The sequence below is a fragment of the Dokdonella sp. genome (assembly GCF_049593775.1).
Taxonomy (GTDB): domain Bacteria; phylum Pseudomonadota; class Gammaproteobacteria; order Xanthomonadales; family Rhodanobacteraceae; genus Dokdonella.
Genome location: NZ_JBAWHJ010000419.1, coordinates 1 through 15,530, shown reverse-complemented (window position 1 = coordinate 15,530; position 15,530 = coordinate 1). Strand labels below are relative to the sequence as shown.

Below are 15,530 nucleotides of genomic sequence, written 5' to 3'. Positions count from 1 at the left end.
TGAGTGGGTTCGATGTCCAGTTCATCGCGCCGGTCATCGCCGTTGTCGCGGGCTTGCTCATGGTCAGCAACGTGCGCTATTTCAGCTTCAAATCCTGGCCGACTTCGGACCGGGTACCGTTCATCTGGATTCCCGCGGCACTGTTGATCATCGTGGCCCTGGCCGTGGATCCAGCCCGCGTGCTGTTTGGAATTGCCGCCTTGTACGTCCTCTCCGGGCCGATCATGACCCTCTGGGGACTGCGCCGCTGGCGTGAGCAACGGGCGTTGCGCGCCGGAGAGAGCGGCGAGAAATGAGTCCTGCTCCGGCCAGCCAGCAGACCGTGGCAGTGGCCAGCGAAAAGCGGGCCCTGGCGTTCCTGGCTGATTTGTCGGAGACCCTGGCGGTATCGCTGGATCTGCGCCAGACCCTGAGCGAGGCGGTCAATCGCATCGCGGACTTCATGGGCGCCGAAGCGGCTTCGCTGTTCCTGCTCGACGACGACAGGAAAATGCTCGAGTGCAAGGTATGCGTGGGGCCAATCGACATTGCCGGGCTGCGTATTCCGCTGGGGCAGGGCGTGGTCGGGCGTACGGTAGCGGAAAACGCCAGCCAGGTTGTCGCCGATGCGCTTAGCGATCCGCGCGTAGACCATACGACCGACAGCGATACCGGTTTCGTCACGCGCAGCCTGTTGTGCACGCCGCTGGCAACGGCCAAAGGGCCGATCGGTGCGCTCGAAGTCGTCAACAAGCGCTCGGGCGGCTCATTCAGCGCAGACGATGCGGAAATCCTTCGCCTGATCGCTGCGCCGACTTCACTGGCCATCAACAACGCACGCATGGCCCACGAACTGGTCCAGCAGGCGCGAATGAAGCGCGAATTCGATCTTGCGCGGCGCATGCAGAAGTCGCTGCTGCCAAAGCGACGCCGGGATGGATTTCCACTGCTCGGCGTCAATCTGCCGGCACACGAAATATCCGGTGATTTCTACGATTATTTCGACTTGCCGGACGGACGCATCGGATTTCTCATCGGCGATGTCTCGGGCAAGGGGCTCGATGCCGCCTTGCTGATGGTGCGCGTGGCGTCGTTGCTGCGCTGGATTGGCAAGGAAGGCACGCCACCCGAACAATGGCTGGAGCGCGTCAACGAAGAACTTTGCCAATCGAGCCTGGATGGTCGATTTGTCTGCGCCCTGGTCGGGCACTGTGACCGGCATGCGCAGCATGTCCAGATCGCCGCAGCCGGATTTCCCCCGGCCATGCTCTATCGTCGCGGCGAATTTACCGAATTCCTCTCGGGTGGCCCACCACTGGGAATCCTGCCTGGCATGACGTTTGAGGGGCGCGACATCGATCTCGCCAACGCCTCGCTCTATTGTTTTTCCGATGGTGTCACCGACGTGCGCGATGCCAGCAACCGGACAATCGGTTCAGAGGGAGCCCGCGAACTGATCCGGCGTCATGCCGGCGCGTCCGCCGAGCCGAGGCTGCGCGGAATCATTTCCGAGCTGAAGCAAATGCATCTGGTCGATGACACCACCCTGCTGCTGATCGAGCGCATGGATGGCAATGGTCCGGAGATCCTGCTCAAGCGCAGCTTTCCGGCCAAGCCCGAGCATATGCGCGAAATCCGCTCGCTGCTGCGTACGGCGCTCGACGATGCCAATGTGGAAGCGTCCATTCGCGACAATCTCGTCCTTGCCGTCGACGAAGCCTGCTGTAATGTCATCCGCCATGCCTACGGCCCGGACAGTTCGGGAGATATCGAGCTGCACGTGACCAGCGAAAATGGCAAGCTGGAGTTTCGAGTGCTGGATTCCGCGCCCGCCGTGGACCCAGCTTGCGTGCGCCCGAAACCGCTGGGCGAATGCCGCAGCGGTGGACTTGGCGTTGCCCTTATCGACAAGGTCATGGACGATTGGGATCTGCAGGCCCTGCCAGCAGGTACCGGCAACCGCTTGATCATGCACAAGACCATTGGCGTTCGACGCCAGGAAGGGGACGAACACGAATGAATGGTATCGAGCAGGAAGAATCTGCAGGCTGCAAGCTGATCCGACTGAGCGGGGAGGTTGATTTGTCGTGGTCGCAGCAGGTCCGCCAGGCCATCCTCAATGCCCTCGGCGAATGCCCGCGGGTTGGCGTGGTGTTGAGTGAGGTGACATATATCGATTCCTCCGGCATTGCTGCGCTGGTCGAGGGATTCCAGAACGCACGTTCCAATGGCAAGGTTTTCGCACTGGTTGCAGTCAGCGACTCGGTGCGCGCGGTGCTGGAACTCGCCCGTCTTGATCGCGTGTTTCCGATCGTTGCGGATGTCGAATCGATGCCCGTAGCAAGCGGTAGCTAGGTTTGGAAGCCCTGACCCGCCCGCTTGCGCAACTCGGCCGGAGTACGGTCTCCGCCCTGAGCGGCATGGGCTACGCGGCCGTATTGCTGTTCGAGTCGCTATACCTGTCCGTGCTTGGTTGGCGCATCGGCCAGCCGCTGCGCTTGCGCTCGGTGCTCGAGCAGATGCGTCAGGTCGGTGTTGATGCCTTGCCGATCGTCTGCCTGCTGTCGTTCACAGTAGGCATCATGCTGGGCATCCAGTTTGTTTCCGCGCTGGGCGAATTCGGCGCGCAATCCCAGGTCGTCGTTGCTGTCGCCAAATCGGTAACCCGCGAATTCGGCGCCCTGATTACGGCGATACTGGTGGCAGGCCGCTCCGGCTCGGCGCTGGCGGCACGCATCGGTTCGATGACCGTTTCGCAGGAAGTCGACGCGCTCGCGGTAATTGGCATCGACCCGGTGCGCTATCTGGTCGCGCCTGCCCTGATCGCCATGCTGATCATGCTGCCCCTGTTGACCGTATTTGCCGATGCGGTGGGCATTTTCGGCGCTGCCCTGTATAGCGCTTCGGCGCTCGACATCACCCCGACGGCCTACATGCTGCAATCGATGTCACTGCTCACGCCCGGCGATATCGGCCAGGGCATATCCAAGAGCATCGTGTTTGCCCTGTTGATCACCCTGATCGGCGTCAGTACCGGCTTCTCGGTGACCGGCGGTGCTGAAGGCGTGGGACGCGCCACCACGCGCGCCGTTGTTCTTTCGATCTGCTGGATCATCGTCGCCGACATGATCTTTTCGTTCTTCCTCAACAGATGAACAATCCGGCCCCACTCATCGAAGTTGAAAAGCTCGAAGCCTGGTACGGCAAGCGGCGCATCCTCCATGGCGTCGATTTCAGCGTCAATGCAGGTGAAATCCGCGTGATCATGGGTGGCTCCGGATCCGGAAAGAGCACGCTTCTGCGCCACATGCTCGGGTTGAATCGACCCGTCGCGGGCACGGTCAAGCTGTTCGGCACTGACCTCGCGAATGCCAGCGATCGCGAGAAGCTCGACGTGCGCAAGCGCATCGGCGTTTCGTTTCAGGGTGGCGCCTTGCTCACTTCGATGACCGTAGGCGACAACGTCGCACTGCCCCTGCGCGAACACACCGAGCTGGATGAGCAGACCATCCGCATCATGAGCCGGCTCAAGCTTGAGGTGGTCAATCTCGGTGGATTCCAGGATCTGATGCCAAGCCAGCTTTCCGGCGGCATGATCAAGCGCGCGGCACTGGCGCGGGCCATCGTCATGGATCCGCGGCTGCTGTTCTTCGACGAACCTTCAGCCGGCCTTGATCCCGTGGTCTCGGCCGAACTGGATGAATTGATCCTGCGCTTGCGTGATGCCCTGCGCATGACCATCGTCGTGGTAACCCATGAGCTGGAAAGTGCGTTCAAGATCGCTGATTCGATTACCGTGCTCGATCAAGGCAACGTGCTTCTGACGGGTACGACCGCCGAGGTGCGGGCGGCTGATAACGAACGCATTCAGGATCTGCTCAACCGTCGCCCGCGCGAAGTGCAGGTGGATGCAGACGAGTATCTGCGTCGTCTGGTCGGGGAGGATGCATGAGGACTTGTCGGGCGATGCTTGCCCAGGAAATTCGATACGACGTTAGAATGAGGAAGCCTTCAGGGGGAATGTTCTGGTGAAGCGCGACACTGTCAATTACGTCCTGGTGGGTGCCGTCGTCGTGGCAGGTCTTGTCCTGCTGCTAGTCGGTCTGGCCCTGATAACCGGGCGCAGCGGTGCATCAACCGACTATTACGTGCACTACCGAAACGTCACCGGCCTGCGCTATGGCGCGCCAGTGTTCTATGAAGGTTACCGAATTGGTGAAGTCGGTGAAGTGGAGCCCGATCGCAGTGCGGCAGGCACCCGCTACAAGGTGACCTTGTCGGTGAAGGAAGAGTGGGGCATCCCGAAGGACAGCGTGGCCAGCCTGCAGTCCAGTGGCCTGCTGGCTGACACGTCGATCGGAATCCGCGAAGGAAAGAGTCGCGACATGCTCGCGCCCGGCACCGAAATAAAGGGAGCTGAAAACGCGGATATCTTTGCGGCAGTCGGTGAATTGGCCGGCCAGGTCTCCGCCCTCACCCGCGACCAGATTGCACCGATGCTCAGCATGCTCTCGCAGCGTGTCGATTCGATTACCGGTGCAATTGATACCAGTGCACCTGAAATCCTTGCCCAGGCGAACGACCTGCTTGGCAAGCTAAACGGGGCTTCCAGTGCTCTGGACGAATTGCTCAAGCCCGAGAATCGTGCCGCCGTGGCAGGCATTCTTGGCAACGTGCACGGATTGAGCATGGAGCTTCGCGAAACGCGCAAGACCCTGGACAACACGGTCGGCGAACTGGCGGACATTGCCAGCGAGAATCGTGGCGATATCCGTGCATCCGTGACGGATCTGGCCACGGTCATGGCCAGCCTTTCCAGTCGCATGGAAGTCATTACGCATCACCTGGAGTCGGCCACTCGCAACCTCGACGAATTCAGTCGCGAGATTCGGCGCAATCCTGGCCAGTTGCTGCGCTCGCCGCAGCCCGACGACCTTGAGGAGAACAACCAATGAACAGGGCGGCTGCCTGGAGTTCACTTATTGCCAGCGCCGCACTGCTGCTGGCTGGATGCGGCAATGTGCCGGGCGTGCCCGATTACACATACTTCCGCATGCCGCCAGTTGCGTCGCTTCCGGTCAGCCCCGAGCCCGTATTCGTGACGCCGATCGTCGTGGGGTTGTTCGCTGCGGACGGCTTGTATGCGGATCGCGCACTGGTCTACGCCAACAATCCGGAAGGCACCGAACTGCATCAGTACCACTACCAGTTGTGGACTGACCCGCCTACGCGCCTGTTGCAGCGTCGTCTGAAGGTCGAGCTGCGCGAAGCCGAGATTGCCCCGTTCGTCACCGACGAACTGGCCGCAAGCCAGGCGGCGATTCGCATCAGTGGGCAGATCATGCGGTTCGAGCGCGTTCCGACCGTCAGCGGTGGCTACCTCGCCAGCGTGGTGATGAAACTGCGCGCAGACCGCCCCGATGGCACGCCGCAAACCGACGAAATTTACCGGGCCGATGTCGAGGCAGTCGACAACCGCCTGATCTCGACGACCGAAGCCCTGTTCGCCGCGTCCGATCAGATTTTCGCCGAGTTCCACGCCGATTTGCTTGAAAGCGAGAAACGCGAACATGCTCGATGAGTATGGCCTGCGTCTTCTTTCCGAAATCGGCGTCGATGTGTATGCGCCGAGGGTAGCTGCGGCACCCACTCCTGCAGGGTCGGGCCAGGTTGCCGAATTCGATGTCGCTGAATCCCGGCACCAATCTGCTGCGCGAAGCGCCGAAGTTCTGATCCTGGGGTCCGCGGCAGCAACCAGTCGCATGTTGGCCGATCTGCAACGTGCGTTTCGCGTTGCGGGTCTGCGGGTCGGGGTTGCGGATGCGCGTGATGATGCAAGTCTGGCTGATGCGCGTAGTCTCGTCGTCCTGGGTGAGTCTCTGGCGCGCGAACTGGGGGCCAGGATGCCGGCACAGCAGCACAAGGCGATCAACTGGATCATTACCTCCGAACCGCAGGCGCTGGCGGCCAGCGCATCCGCCAAGCAGGGACTCTGGGGCGAGATCAAGCGCCTTTCCCGTTCGCTGCGTGCGGGCGCTTCGCAGACCTGAGTTACTCACGCCATGGTCGCCATCATGCAGGAGCCGATATCGAATTTTCGCGCCATGCGAGCTTCCGATCTCGAGACCATATCGCGCATCGAGCTCAGCGCTTATCCGTATCCCTGGACCTTCGGGATCTTTCGCGACTGCATGGCCGCCGGCTATGAATGCTGGGTACTGGAGCGTTCCACCGAACTGATCGGCTACGGCGTGCTTTCCGTCGCCGGTGGCGAAGCCCACATCCTCAATTTGTGTGTTGCACCTGGCGAGCAGGGCCGCGGGCATGGCCGACGAATCCTGGCCCGATTGCTCGACCTGGCCCGCTGGCACCATGCCGACCGCGTCTTCCTGGAAGTTCGCCCATCCAACAAGCCGGCGGTTGCGCTCTACGACAGTGTCGGCTTCAACGAAATCGGCAAACGTCCCAATTACTATCCCGGCAAGAAGTCGCGCGAGGACGCCCTCGTGATGGCTATCGAGCTGCTGGCCCCGGAAACGGACCCCTGAGGCCGGAATCCGACCGAAATGGCGCGCAACAGGCCGTCACTTGACTCAAACAGATCCGGTTCGGGGAACTTGCCGCCAAAGTGCGAGGCCCTGGTGTCGCTTGCCTGCCCATTGCCGGCCTCGGCAGCGGGATCGATGCCGTGATTCGTGCTGCAACGCGGTAACATGGGCGTCCCCCAATGGCTGCCGAGTGCTTTTCGATGTTCTCAAAGGGTCTGCGTATTGAAGGATTCGATCCCGAACTGGCTGGTGCGATCGCCGCCGAGGCCGGACGTCAGGAAGATCATGTCGAGCTGATTGCGTCGGAGAACTACGCGAGTCCGCGGGTGCTCGAGGCGCAGGGCTCGGTGCTCACCAACAAGTATGCCGAAGGCTATCCGGGCAAGCGCTACTACGGTGGCTGCGAGCACGTCGATGTGGCCGAACGCCTCGCGATTGATCGCCTCAAGCAGTTGTTCGGCGCGGACTACGCCAATGTGCAGCCTCACTCCGGTTCGCAGGCCAACCAGGCCGTGTATCTGGCCTTGCTCCAGCCTGGCGACACGATTCTCGGCATGAGTCTCGCCCATGGCGGTCATCTGACCCACGGAGCCAAGCCCAATATTTCCGGCAAGCTTTTCAACGCGGTGCAGTACGGCGTCAATGAGCAGGGGATGATCGACTACGACGAAGTTGAGCGCCTGGCCGTTGAAAACAAGCCAAAAATGCTGGTCGGCGGATTCAGCGCCTATTCGCAGATCGTCGATTGGGCACGCATGCGCGCGATTGCCGACAAGGTGGGCGCGATCTTCTTTGTCGACATGGCTCATGTCGCGGGTCTGATCGCTGCCGGCGTGTATCCGAATCCCGTGCCGCACGCGCATGTCGTGGCATCGACCACGCACAAGACCCTGCGCGGTCCGCGTGGCGGCTTCGTGATTTCAAAAGGACTTGGCGAGGAGCTGGAAAAAAAGCTGCAGTCGATCGTCTTCCCCGGCATCCAGGGCGGGCCGTTGATGCACGTGATCGCGGCCAAGGCCGTGGCCTTCCTCGAAGCCTTGCAGCCCGAATTCAAGAGTTACCAGCAGCAGGTCGTGGTCAACGCCAAGGCCATGGCAAGGACCCTTGCTGCGCGCGGCTACAAGATTGTCTCCGGCGGCACCGAAAACCACCTGATGCTGATCGATTTGATCGGTCGCGATTCCAGTGGCAAGGACGCCGAAGCCGCACTCGGCAAGGCATATATCACGGTCAACAAGAACGCCGTACCGAATGACCCGCGCTCGCCCTTCGTCACCTCCGGCCTGCGCATTGGCACCCCCGCCGTGACAACGCGCGGCTATGGCGAACAGGACTGCATCGATCTGGCTGGCTGGATGGCCGACGTGCTCGATGCACCGAAGGACGAAGCCGTCATCGCCGCCGTCCGCGACAAGGTCACGGCGCAGTGCAAGGCGTTTCCGGTGTATGGCTGAGAAAGCGGGAATGGGGAATGGAGAGTGGGGGATCGGTAACAGCCGGTTGCCTGCAAACGCGCAACTTTCCTGCGCAATTGCGTGGACTGCTTCAAACCCGTTCCCCATTCCCCATTCCCCATTCCCTCACTCCTGATGCACTGCCCCTTCTGCCAGCACGAAGACACCCGCGTGATTGATTCGCGGGTTTCCGATGATGGTGCGACGATTCGCAGGCGCCGTGAGTGCGAGCAGTGCAATGAGCGTTTCAATACGTTCGAGACTGCCGAACTGAAGCTTCCGGCCATGGTCAAGTCCGATGGGCGTCGTGAGGCATTTGACGAACGCAAGCTGCGCACGAGCTTCAATCGCGCGTTGCAAAAGCGTCCTGTAGCCAGCGCCGAAGTTGATTCTGCAGTGCGCGTCGTGATTGATGACCTGCGCCGCAGTGGCGAGCGCGAAGTGCCATCGCTGCGGGTCGGCGAGTTGGTCATGCGCGAGTTGAAGAAGCTCGATCAGGTTGCCTATGTTCGCTTCGCCTCGGTGTATCGCAGTTTCGAGGACGTGCAGGCGTTCCGCGAGGAAATTGAACGCCTGGAGCGCGATCTGCCCGCACTGGAAGGCATGCAACTCCCCTTGCTGGCCGAGGTGACTGCGCGCAAGGGCAAGGTCTGATCCGCCATGCGAATGCTGCGGTGAGCGAGTCCGTATTCAGTTCCGTCGACCATGTCCACATGGCCAGCGCATTGCGGCTGGCCGAACGTGGATTGTGTTCGACCCAGCCGAATCCCCGTGTCGGTTGCGTGATCGCGCGTGGCGAAGAAGTGCTCGGTCGCGGTTGGCATCGTCGGGCCGGCGAAGCGCATGCCGAAGTTTTTGCGCTGGACGAGGCCGGTGAGCGATCACGTGGCGCAACCGCCTATGTCACCCTGGAACCCTGCGCCCACCATGGCCGCACGCCGCCTTGTGCCGATGCCCTTGTCGCAGCGGGAGTTGCCCGCGTAGTCGTGGCCCTGGAAGATCCCTTCGCCGAGGTCGATGGGCGTGGCATCGCAAGGTTGCGCGCTGCAGGAATCCGCGTTGATGCAGGCCTGATGAACGCGCAGGCGCGCGAACTCAATCGTGGATTCCTTTCCCGTGTGCAGCGCGGGCGGCCCTGGGTACGAATCAAGCTGGCCATGAGCCTCGATGGGCGCACGGCCTTGGGCAATGGCGAGTCGAAATGGATCACCGGGGACGCGGCGCGCGCTGACGTACAGCGTTGGCGAGCACGCAGTTCGGCGATCCTGACAGGCATGGGCACCGTGCTGGCCGATGATCCGCAATTGACGGTTCGCGAGCCGATTCCCGAGGCTCTGGTCGCACCGTTGCGCGTGATCCTCGACCGCACACTGCGCACTCCGGTAAACGCCCACGTACTTGATGGCACTGCGCCAGGCCTGGTCTTTCATGGCTCCGATGCGCAGTCCGCAGACGCCCGATTTGATCGCGTTGACCGCGCCACGCTTGAATTGCGCGATGGGCGACTCGACCTCTCTGCCATGCTGCAGGATCTGGCCAGTCGCGAAATCAACGAATTGCAGGTCGAGGCGGGGCCTACGCTGTGCGGAGCACTGTTCGCGCAAGGCCTGGTCGACGAGATCCTCCTGTACATCGCGCCGGTCCTGCTCGGCGATACCGCGCGGCCCTTGCTGGCCCTGCCGCCGCTGACTGAGATGTCCGGACGATGGCAGATGCAGATCATCGACCAGCGCTCGGTCGGCTCTGATATTCGCCTGCTGCTGCGTCCACGGGAGAGCTGAATGTTTACCGGAATCATCCAGGCCGTGGGCCAGCTGGAAAGCACCGAGTTGAAAGGCGGCGACAGACGCATGACATTTTCGTGCGCGAAACTCGGACTCGACGATGTGCGCGAAGGCGACAGCATCGCCGTGGCTGGTGTCTGCCTGACGGCACTGGACATCGGCAGCGAAACTTTCGCCGCCGATGTCTCGCTTGAAACCCTGCGACTGACGACGCTTGGCGCGCTGGAGCCGGGTACGCCAGTGAATCTGGAAAAGGCTCTTCGCCTGAGCGATCGGCTTGGTGGTCATCTGGTGTCGGGACACGTTGATGGAACCGGTCAGGTCGTTGACATCAGTGCCGATGCGCGTTCGCAGCGTTGGGTGTTCGAGGTGTCGCCAGGGCTTGCCCGCTACATAGCGGCCAAAGGATCGGTCTGCATCGACGGCGTCAGCCTCACGGTCAACGAGGTAGAGGGCCTGCGCTTTGGCGTCAACCTGATTCCGCACACGCAAGCCGTGACCACGTTCGGCGGGAGAAAGAAGGGCGATACCGTCAACATCGAGGTCGATCGCATGGCGCGCTATGCAGAGCGCCTGATCGAGTTTCGAGAGAACGAATAAAATCCACGCAGGAAGCGGCTTCAGCCGTCCCGAAAAGGGACTTCCTTTGGTCGCGATGCTCTTTGATTGAAATCAGGAGCAGGAGCATCACGGCTGGAGCCGTTTCCTGCGATAAAGGCAACAACTCAAAATCACGCTATTCAACGGACACCCCATGAGCTTCAACACAATCCCCGAAATCCTCGACGACATCCGCGCTGGCCGCATGGTCGTGATCCTCGACGATGAAGATCGCGAAAACGAAGGCGATCTCGTCATGGCCGCAGAGAAAGTGCGTCCCGAGGACATCAACTTCATGGTTCGCGAAGCGCGCGGACTGGTTTGCCTGACCCTGACATCAATGCGTTGCAGGCAGCTCGGCCTGAAGCCGATGGTGCACAACAACACCTCGTCGCACCACACCAATTTCACGGTCTCGATCGAAGCGGCTGAGGGCGTGACGACAGGCATCTCGGCGTATGACCGCGCGCACACCATTCGCACCGCCGTTGCCTCCGAAGCCAGGCCGGAACATCTGGCCCAGCCCGGACACATCTTTCCGCTGACGGCACAAACCGGTGGCGTACTGGTGCGCGCCGGTCACACCGAAGCGGCATGCGACCTGGCCACGCTCGCAGGGCTTGAGCCAGCCGGAGTGATCGTCGAGGTAATGGATGAAGACGGCTCGATGGCGCGACGTCCCGCGCTGGAAGCGTTCGCAGGCAAGCACGGGTTGAAGATCGGTTCGATCGCCGACCTCATCCGCTATCGATTGCAGACGGAGAACACGATAGAACGCGTGCGTGATGTCGAAGTCGATACCGAATTCGGCACGTTCCGGCTCGTGGTCTGGCGCGATCTCATCAACAAGGCGCTGCATTTTGCGCTGCTGCGAGGACAGGTCGATGATGGCCAGCCCGTGCTGACCCGCGTGCATGTACGCAACACGTTGTCCGATGTCCTGCATCTGCGACGCGACGATCTGGGCCTGACCGTGACTGCAGCCTTGCGTCGAGTCGACGTGGAAGGCCGTGGTGTCGTCGTCGTGCTCAGCGAGCCAGGCGAAGCCGAATCCCTGCTCGACTCGCTGGCCGGGAAGCCCGCGGCGAAGGACTCGGATGCCGCCAGCGAATGGCGTCAGAACGGACTGGGTGCGCAGATTCTTGCCGACCTTGGCGTGCGTCATCTGCGCGTGCTCGGTACGCCGCGCAAGCTGGTCGGTCTGGCCGGATTCGATCTGGATATCGTCGGCTACGAGGATGTGGCCAGCGGTAGCTAGAGTCGAAGCGTTCAGCTTTTTTTGCAGGAAAGGCATTCATGCCCGATGCTCTTGGCAGGTTGCGAGAAGAGCATCGCGGCTGAATCCGCTTCCTACAACGCAGAGTTGCAATGCGGCACGTGCGATGTGCGACAAACCACTCAATTCGGCCGCGCCAGGTCATCCAGGAGAGCCTTCAGGAACCGAGCGGCTTCGCCCCCGGTTGCTGCGCGATGATCAAACGTTACCGAGATCGGAACGATCTTGTGCGATTCGAATCCGCCCATGACCGGCGTCATCTGGTGGCGACCCTTGCCGGCTGCGACGATGGCAACGGTTGGTGGAACGACAATGGGTGTCGCATAGCGGCCGGCGAACACGCCGAAATTGGACAGTGAAATCGTGTAGCCCTTGAGCTCTTCGGCCGGGATGCTGCGGTTGACGACCTGGTCACGCAGCCGGTTGATGGCCTGGCGAATGCCATTGGCATCAAGCACGTCGGCATTGCGCAATGCCGGAACGAACAAGCCGTCATCGGTATCCACCGCAATGCCGATATCGACATGCGGATGCAGGGTCCGGGTCAGCTTGTCGCCGTCGAACCAGGCGTTCAATGCCGGAACCGCCTGACACGCACGTACCATCGAGCGAATCAGGCGCACGGTGATGTCGTTGCCCGGTGTCCAGGCGTGAATATCCGCATCGTCGCAGAGTGTCGTCGGAACCACCTTCGCATGCGCATCGGCCATCACGCGGGCCATGTTGCGGCGGACACCCTTCAGTTGTTCGGGCTGCCCGGAAACGCTTTGCGTGGGCGGCGTCGTGCGCATTGGCTGGCCGGTGGCAGACAACGCGGTGCGCTCGCTCTCGGCGCGTCTGGCTGCGGGTGCGGGTGCTGGCGCTGGCGTGGCTGATTGTGCCGGGCCTGATGCAGCCCTGGCTGCTGCGGGGCGGGTACCCTGTTTCGCCGTACCCGCTTCGGCGGCGGATTTGACATCCTTGAGCGTGATGACGCCTTCGGCGCCACTGGCATTGACCAGTGCAAGATCGACGCCGAGCTTTTTTGCCAGTGCTCGAACCGCAGGCACCGCCTTGACGCCACCTGCAGTGGACGTGCGTTCGGTATGCACGTGATCGCCGGCTTCCATCGCACCGACCACGGTGCCGGAGTCTGCACGTTCCGCTGATCCGCTCTTTTCCGATTTGCTTTCGCTGGCGGACGTCTGTTCCGCTTCCTTCGCCTTGGCTGTCTTGGGCGGGCCATGATGATGGCCGGTTTCCTCTGCATCCGCGCGCTGCGGCAGGCTGGCATCCAGTTCGATGTCGATCAGCGCCGCACCGGTTTCGATCACGTCTCCAGCGTTGCCATACTGCTTCGCCACCTTTCCGGAAAACGGTGAAGGCACTTCGACGACGGCCTTGGCGGTCTCCATCGACACCAGAGGCTCGTCAAGGTGCGCAACGTCACCGGGTTTCACGAACCATTCGACGATGGTGGCGTCCGGCAGGCCTTCACCGAGATCCGGCAGGTGGAATGTTTTTGTCTCACTCATGTCTCGACTCCGTCGGGTCAGCTCACTGCCAGTGTTTTTTTCGCCGCGGCGACGATTTTCTCGACGCTGGGCAAGTACTTCATCTCAAGTCGGAACAGCGGGATATGCGTGTCGTAGCCGGTCACGCGCTCGACTGGCGCGACCAGGTCATACAGGGCATGCTCGGCCAGGCGTGCCGAAATTTCCGCGCCGAAGCCCGCTGTGCGCGGCGCTTCGTGCACGATCACGCAGCGCCCTGTCTTGCGCACCGATTCGTGGATGGTGTCGAAGTCGAGTGGCTTCAACGTGGCAACGTCGATGACTTCGGCGCTGATGCCTTCCTCGGCCAGCGCGTCAGCAGCCTCAAGGGTTTCCTTGACCTGCGCACCCCAGGTTACGAGGGTCACATCTTCGCCATCACGCAGGACGAAGCAGACATCGAGTGGCAGCGCTTCGCCGTCGTCTGGCACCTCTTCCTTGTATTGCCTGTAGATACGCTTGGGCTCGAAGAAGATGACCGGATCCGGATCGCGGATCGAGGCCAGCAACAGGCCGTAGGCGCGAGCGGGTGATGAGGGCAGCACGACACGCAGGCCAGGGACGTTGGTGAAGAGGGCTTCGTTGGCTTCCGAATGATGTTCCGGTGCGCGAATGCCGCCACCCCAGGGTGCACGCCAGACTGCTGGAATGGTCATGCGGCCTCGGGTCCGGTTGCGCATGCGCGCAGCATGGCAAATGATCTGTTCAAGCATGCCGTAGATGAATCCCTCGAACTGCGCTTCGGCGACTGGTTTCATGCCTTGCGCAGCGAGGCCGACGGTGATGCCGCCGATCGTGGTTTCATCCAGCGGCGTGTCTATTACGCGATCGGGGCCGAACGTGTCCAGCAATCCGAGCGTGGCGCGGAACACACCGCCATTGATGCCGACGTCTTCGCCAAGCACGATCACGCTCGGGTCGTGCTTCATTTCCCACGCCAGTGCCTGGGTCACTGCTTCAATAAGAGTTATCTGTGCCATGGTCTACAGCTCGCCAAAAGGATTTTGGTAGGAAACGGCTTCAGCCGTGATGCTGTTGATGGGGCCTCTGAATTCCGAAATGAAAGCATCGCGGCTGAAGCCGCTTCCTGCGGGGAGGACGTTTGCTCGACTCACGTGCGCTTCTCCCATGCGAGGGCTTCGTCGCGTTGGGCGACCAGGTCTGGCGGGAGTTCGGCATAGGTGTAGTCGAACATGGCCTCGACAGGTTGCGATTTGGTTTCAAGGTAGGCATTGACCTCGGCGTCGACGTACTTCTTGCACTTTTCCGTCCATTCCTTTTCTTCGTCGTCGGTCCATGCGTTGAGCGATTGCAGGTACTTCTTCATGCGTCGCAGCGGCTCGCGTTCCCAGGCATCCTTGACCTCCTGTTCCGAGCGATAGCGTCGCGCGTCATCGGCTGTGGTGTGGTCGGAAAGCCGGTAGGTGACGGCTTCAATGACCATGCCGCCATGGCCGTGGCGTGCGCGTTTCAGCGCGTGATCCATCGCGGCGCGCATGGCAATCAGGTCGTTGCCATCCACCTGCAGGCATTCAAGACCAGCCGCGATGCCTTTCTGGGCGAGGGTCTTGGCGCCGGTCTGCGCATCGCGCGGTACGGAAATGGCCCACTGGTTGTTGACGATCACGGCCACCATCGGCAGGTTCATCGCGCCGGCCACATTGAGTGCGCTGTTGAAGTCGGCTTTGGAAGAACCGCCGTCACCGATCGTGCACACAGCAACGCGCGGCTCCTTGCGGATCTTGAAGGCGAGTGCGGAGCCAGCCGCATGCAGGCATTGAGTGCCTATCGGTACGCACCAGGCGAAATCATGCGCAGGTCCCGAAAAATCGCTGCCGCGTTCGTCGCCACCCCAGTAGAGCAGGAGTTCGCGTGGTTTCACGCCGCGATGGAACTGAGCACCATACTCACGGTAGCTGCAGGCAAAGGAATCATCTTCCTGCATGGCACTGCCGATGGCGAGATAGGTCGCCTCGTGGCCCAGGCAGGGTGCATAGGTGCCGAGCTTGCCGGTTCGCTGCAAGGCAATTGCCTTGGCGTCGAAGATGCGCACCATGAGCATCTCCTGGTACAGCTTGACCAGTTGTCTTGTGTCGCGAGCGAAGGCGGGCAGGTCATCGCGGACCAGCTTGCCCTCGGCATCGAGGAATTGCAGGTATTCAATTTCAAACGTGGCGGCTAAAGGCACGGAATTCTCCTCTGGACCATGTCTCGTCATGACGACACGAATTGGCCAAGGCTCGGCCGGAGTTCTTGATATCGTCGTCGCCGCGCTCCGTCGATTGCTGGACGGATCTGCGGGAACGGCGCGAACGTAGCGTGCGGAATCCGGATCCAGTGCCGGACGGCTCGATACT

At 61.5% G+C, this 15,530-nt stretch carries 17 protein-coding genes; 14 read left to right on the top strand and 3 right to left on the bottom strand.

All coding sequences use genetic code 11. The annotated features are described in order from the left end of the window. From WBP53_RS14460 to ribB, 14 genes are all read left to right on the top strand, one after another. The coding region (locus tag WBP53_RS14460; RefSeq protein ID WP_423930128.1) for a CDP-alcohol phosphatidyltransferase family protein at positions 1-296 on the top strand (296 nt) is incomplete at its 5' end. Continuing rightward, positions 293-1,999 carry an ATP-binding SpoIIE family protein phosphatase gene (locus WBP53_RS14455; RefSeq protein WP_423930126.1) on the top strand — a complete coding sequence of 569 codons (1,707 nt, stop codon included), beginning with the start codon at positions 293-295 and terminating at the stop codon, positions 1,997-1,999. The genes WBP53_RS14460 and WBP53_RS14455, both read left to right, overlap by 4 nt. Continuing rightward, positions 1,996-2,334: an STAS domain-containing protein gene (locus tag WBP53_RS14450; protein ID WP_423930124.1), complete on the top strand. Its 339-nt coding sequence runs from the start codon at positions 1,996-1,998 to the stop codon at positions 2,332-2,334. The genes WBP53_RS14455 and WBP53_RS14450 overlap by 4 nt, the downstream gene beginning before the upstream one ends. Positions 2,335-2,336: 2 nt before the next feature. Continuing rightward, the gene (locus WBP53_RS14445; RefSeq protein WP_423930122.1) at positions 2,337-3,134 is read left to right on the top strand and encodes an MlaE family ABC transporter permease; all 798 of its coding nucleotides are present in this window, start codon (positions 2,337-2,339) and stop codon (positions 3,132-3,134) included. Further along, positions 3,131-3,931, top strand: coding sequence for an ABC transporter ATP-binding protein (locus WBP53_RS14440; RefSeq protein ID WP_423930120.1), 801 nt, complete (start codon positions 3,131-3,133; stop codon positions 3,929-3,931). The genes WBP53_RS14445 and WBP53_RS14440 overlap by 4 nt, the downstream gene beginning before the upstream one ends. Before the next feature lie 76 nt (positions 3,932-4,007). Next, positions 4,008-4,934, top strand: a complete 927-nt coding sequence (locus WBP53_RS14435) for an MlaD family protein (protein ID WP_423930118.1) — start codon at positions 4,008-4,010, stop codon at positions 4,932-4,934. Next, positions 4,931-5,560, top strand: coding sequence for an ABC-type transport auxiliary lipoprotein family protein (locus WBP53_RS14430; protein WP_423930116.1), 630 nt, complete (start codon positions 4,931-4,933; stop codon positions 5,558-5,560). The genes WBP53_RS14435 and WBP53_RS14430 overlap by 4 nt, the downstream gene beginning before the upstream one ends. Further along, on the top strand, positions 5,550-6,029 hold the full coding sequence (locus WBP53_RS14425) for a hypothetical protein (protein WP_423930114.1): 480 nt from the start codon (positions 5,550-5,552) through the stop codon (positions 6,027-6,029). The genes WBP53_RS14430 and WBP53_RS14425 overlap by 11 nt, the downstream gene beginning before the upstream one ends. 12 nt (positions 6,030-6,041) lie before the next feature. Next, positions 6,042-6,527, top strand: a complete 486-nt coding sequence (gene rimI, locus WBP53_RS14420) for a ribosomal protein S18-alanine N-acetyltransferase (protein ID WP_423930112.1) — start codon at positions 6,042-6,044, stop codon at positions 6,525-6,527. 200 nt (positions 6,528-6,727) lie between these two features. After that, a complete protein-coding gene (glyA, locus tag WBP53_RS14415) occupies positions 6,728-7,981 on the top strand; it encodes a serine hydroxymethyltransferase (RefSeq protein ID WP_423930110.1) in 1,254 nt (417 codons plus the stop codon). A gap of 135 nt (positions 7,982-8,116) precedes the next feature. Beyond that, positions 8,117-8,635, top strand: coding sequence for a transcriptional regulator NrdR (nrdR, locus tag WBP53_RS14410; RefSeq protein WP_423930108.1), 519 nt, complete (start codon positions 8,117-8,119; stop codon positions 8,633-8,635). Between the two features lie 59 nt (positions 8,636-8,694). Further along, positions 8,695-9,762 (top strand): bifunctional diaminohydroxyphosphoribosylaminopyrimidine deaminase/5-amino-6-(5-phosphoribosylamino)uracil reductase RibD, encoded by a 1,068-nt coding sequence (gene ribD, locus WBP53_RS14405; protein ID WP_423930130.1) that lies wholly within the window; start codon positions 8,695-8,697, stop codon positions 9,760-9,762. Beyond that, positions 9,763-10,365, top strand: a complete 603-nt coding sequence (locus tag WBP53_RS14400) for a riboflavin synthase (protein ID WP_423930106.1) — start codon at positions 9,763-9,765, stop codon at positions 10,363-10,365. Positions 10,366-10,519: 154 nt separating this feature from the next. Further along, positions 10,520-11,623, top strand: coding sequence for a 3,4-dihydroxy-2-butanone-4-phosphate synthase (ribB, locus tag WBP53_RS14395; protein ID WP_423930104.1), 1,104 nt, complete (start codon positions 10,520-10,522; stop codon positions 11,621-11,623). 140 nt (positions 11,624-11,763) lie between these two features. Here the strand turns inward: ribB and WBP53_RS14390 are convergent, their stop codons facing one another. The 3 genes from WBP53_RS14390 to pdhA form a co-directional block, all read right to left on the bottom strand. Continuing rightward, a complete protein-coding gene (locus WBP53_RS14390) occupies positions 11,764-13,155 on the bottom strand; it encodes a dihydrolipoamide acetyltransferase family protein (protein WP_423930102.1) in 1,392 nt (463 codons plus the stop codon). 17 nt (positions 13,156-13,172) lie between these two features. Then, positions 13,173-14,153, bottom strand: coding sequence for an alpha-ketoacid dehydrogenase subunit beta (locus WBP53_RS14385; RefSeq protein ID WP_423930100.1), 981 nt, complete (start codon positions 14,151-14,153; stop codon positions 13,173-13,175). Positions 14,154-14,284: 131 nt separating this feature from the next. Then, a complete protein-coding gene (gene pdhA, locus WBP53_RS14380) occupies positions 14,285-15,361 on the bottom strand; it encodes a pyruvate dehydrogenase (acetyl-transferring) E1 component subunit alpha (RefSeq protein WP_423930098.1) in 1,077 nt (358 codons plus the stop codon). Between the last annotated feature and the right edge of the window lie 169 nt (positions 15,362-15,530).

What these genes read in the sequence shown, in the direction of transcription:
- WBP53_RS14390 (WP_423930102.1), bottom strand. Translation starts at nt 13,155, where the DNA reads ATGAGTGAGACAAAAACATTCCACCTGCCGGATCTCGGTGAAGGCCTG.
- WBP53_RS14385 (WP_423930100.1), bottom strand. Translation starts at nt 14,153, where the DNA reads ATGGCACAGATAACTCTTATTGAAGCAGTGACCCAGGCACTGGCGTGG.
- WBP53_RS14400 (WP_423930106.1), top strand. Translation starts at nt 9,763, where the DNA reads ATGTTTACCGGAATCATCCAGGCCGTGGGCCAGCTGGAAAGCACCGAG.
- WBP53_RS14450 (WP_423930124.1), top strand. Translation starts at nt 1,996, where the DNA reads ATGAATGGTATCGAGCAGGAAGAATCTGCAGGCTGCAAGCTGATCCGA.
- WBP53_RS14440 (WP_423930120.1), top strand. Translation starts at nt 3,131, where the DNA reads ATGAACAATCCGGCCCCACTCATCGAAGTTGAAAAGCTCGAAGCCTGG.
- nrdR (WP_423930108.1), top strand. Translation starts at nt 8,117, where the DNA reads ATGCACTGCCCCTTCTGCCAGCACGAAGACACCCGCGTGATTGATTCG.
- ribD (WP_423930130.1), top strand. Translation starts at nt 8,695, where the DNA reads ATGGCCAGCGCATTGCGGCTGGCCGAACGTGGATTGTGTTCGACCCAG.
- WBP53_RS14430 (WP_423930116.1), top strand. Translation starts at nt 4,931, where the DNA reads ATGAACAGGGCGGCTGCCTGGAGTTCACTTATTGCCAGCGCCGCACTG.
- rimI (WP_423930112.1), top strand. Translation starts at nt 6,042, where the DNA reads ATGGTCGCCATCATGCAGGAGCCGATATCGAATTTTCGCGCCATGCGA.
- WBP53_RS14425 (WP_423930114.1), top strand. Translation starts at nt 5,550, where the DNA reads ATGCTCGATGAGTATGGCCTGCGTCTTCTTTCCGAAATCGGCGTCGAT.
- glyA (WP_423930110.1), top strand. Translation starts at nt 6,728, where the DNA reads ATGTTCTCAAAGGGTCTGCGTATTGAAGGATTCGATCCCGAACTGGCT.
- WBP53_RS14455 (WP_423930126.1), top strand. Translation starts at nt 293, where the DNA reads ATGAGTCCTGCTCCGGCCAGCCAGCAGACCGTGGCAGTGGCCAGCGAA.
- ribB (WP_423930104.1), top strand. Translation starts at nt 10,520, where the DNA reads ATGAGCTTCAACACAATCCCCGAAATCCTCGACGACATCCGCGCTGGC.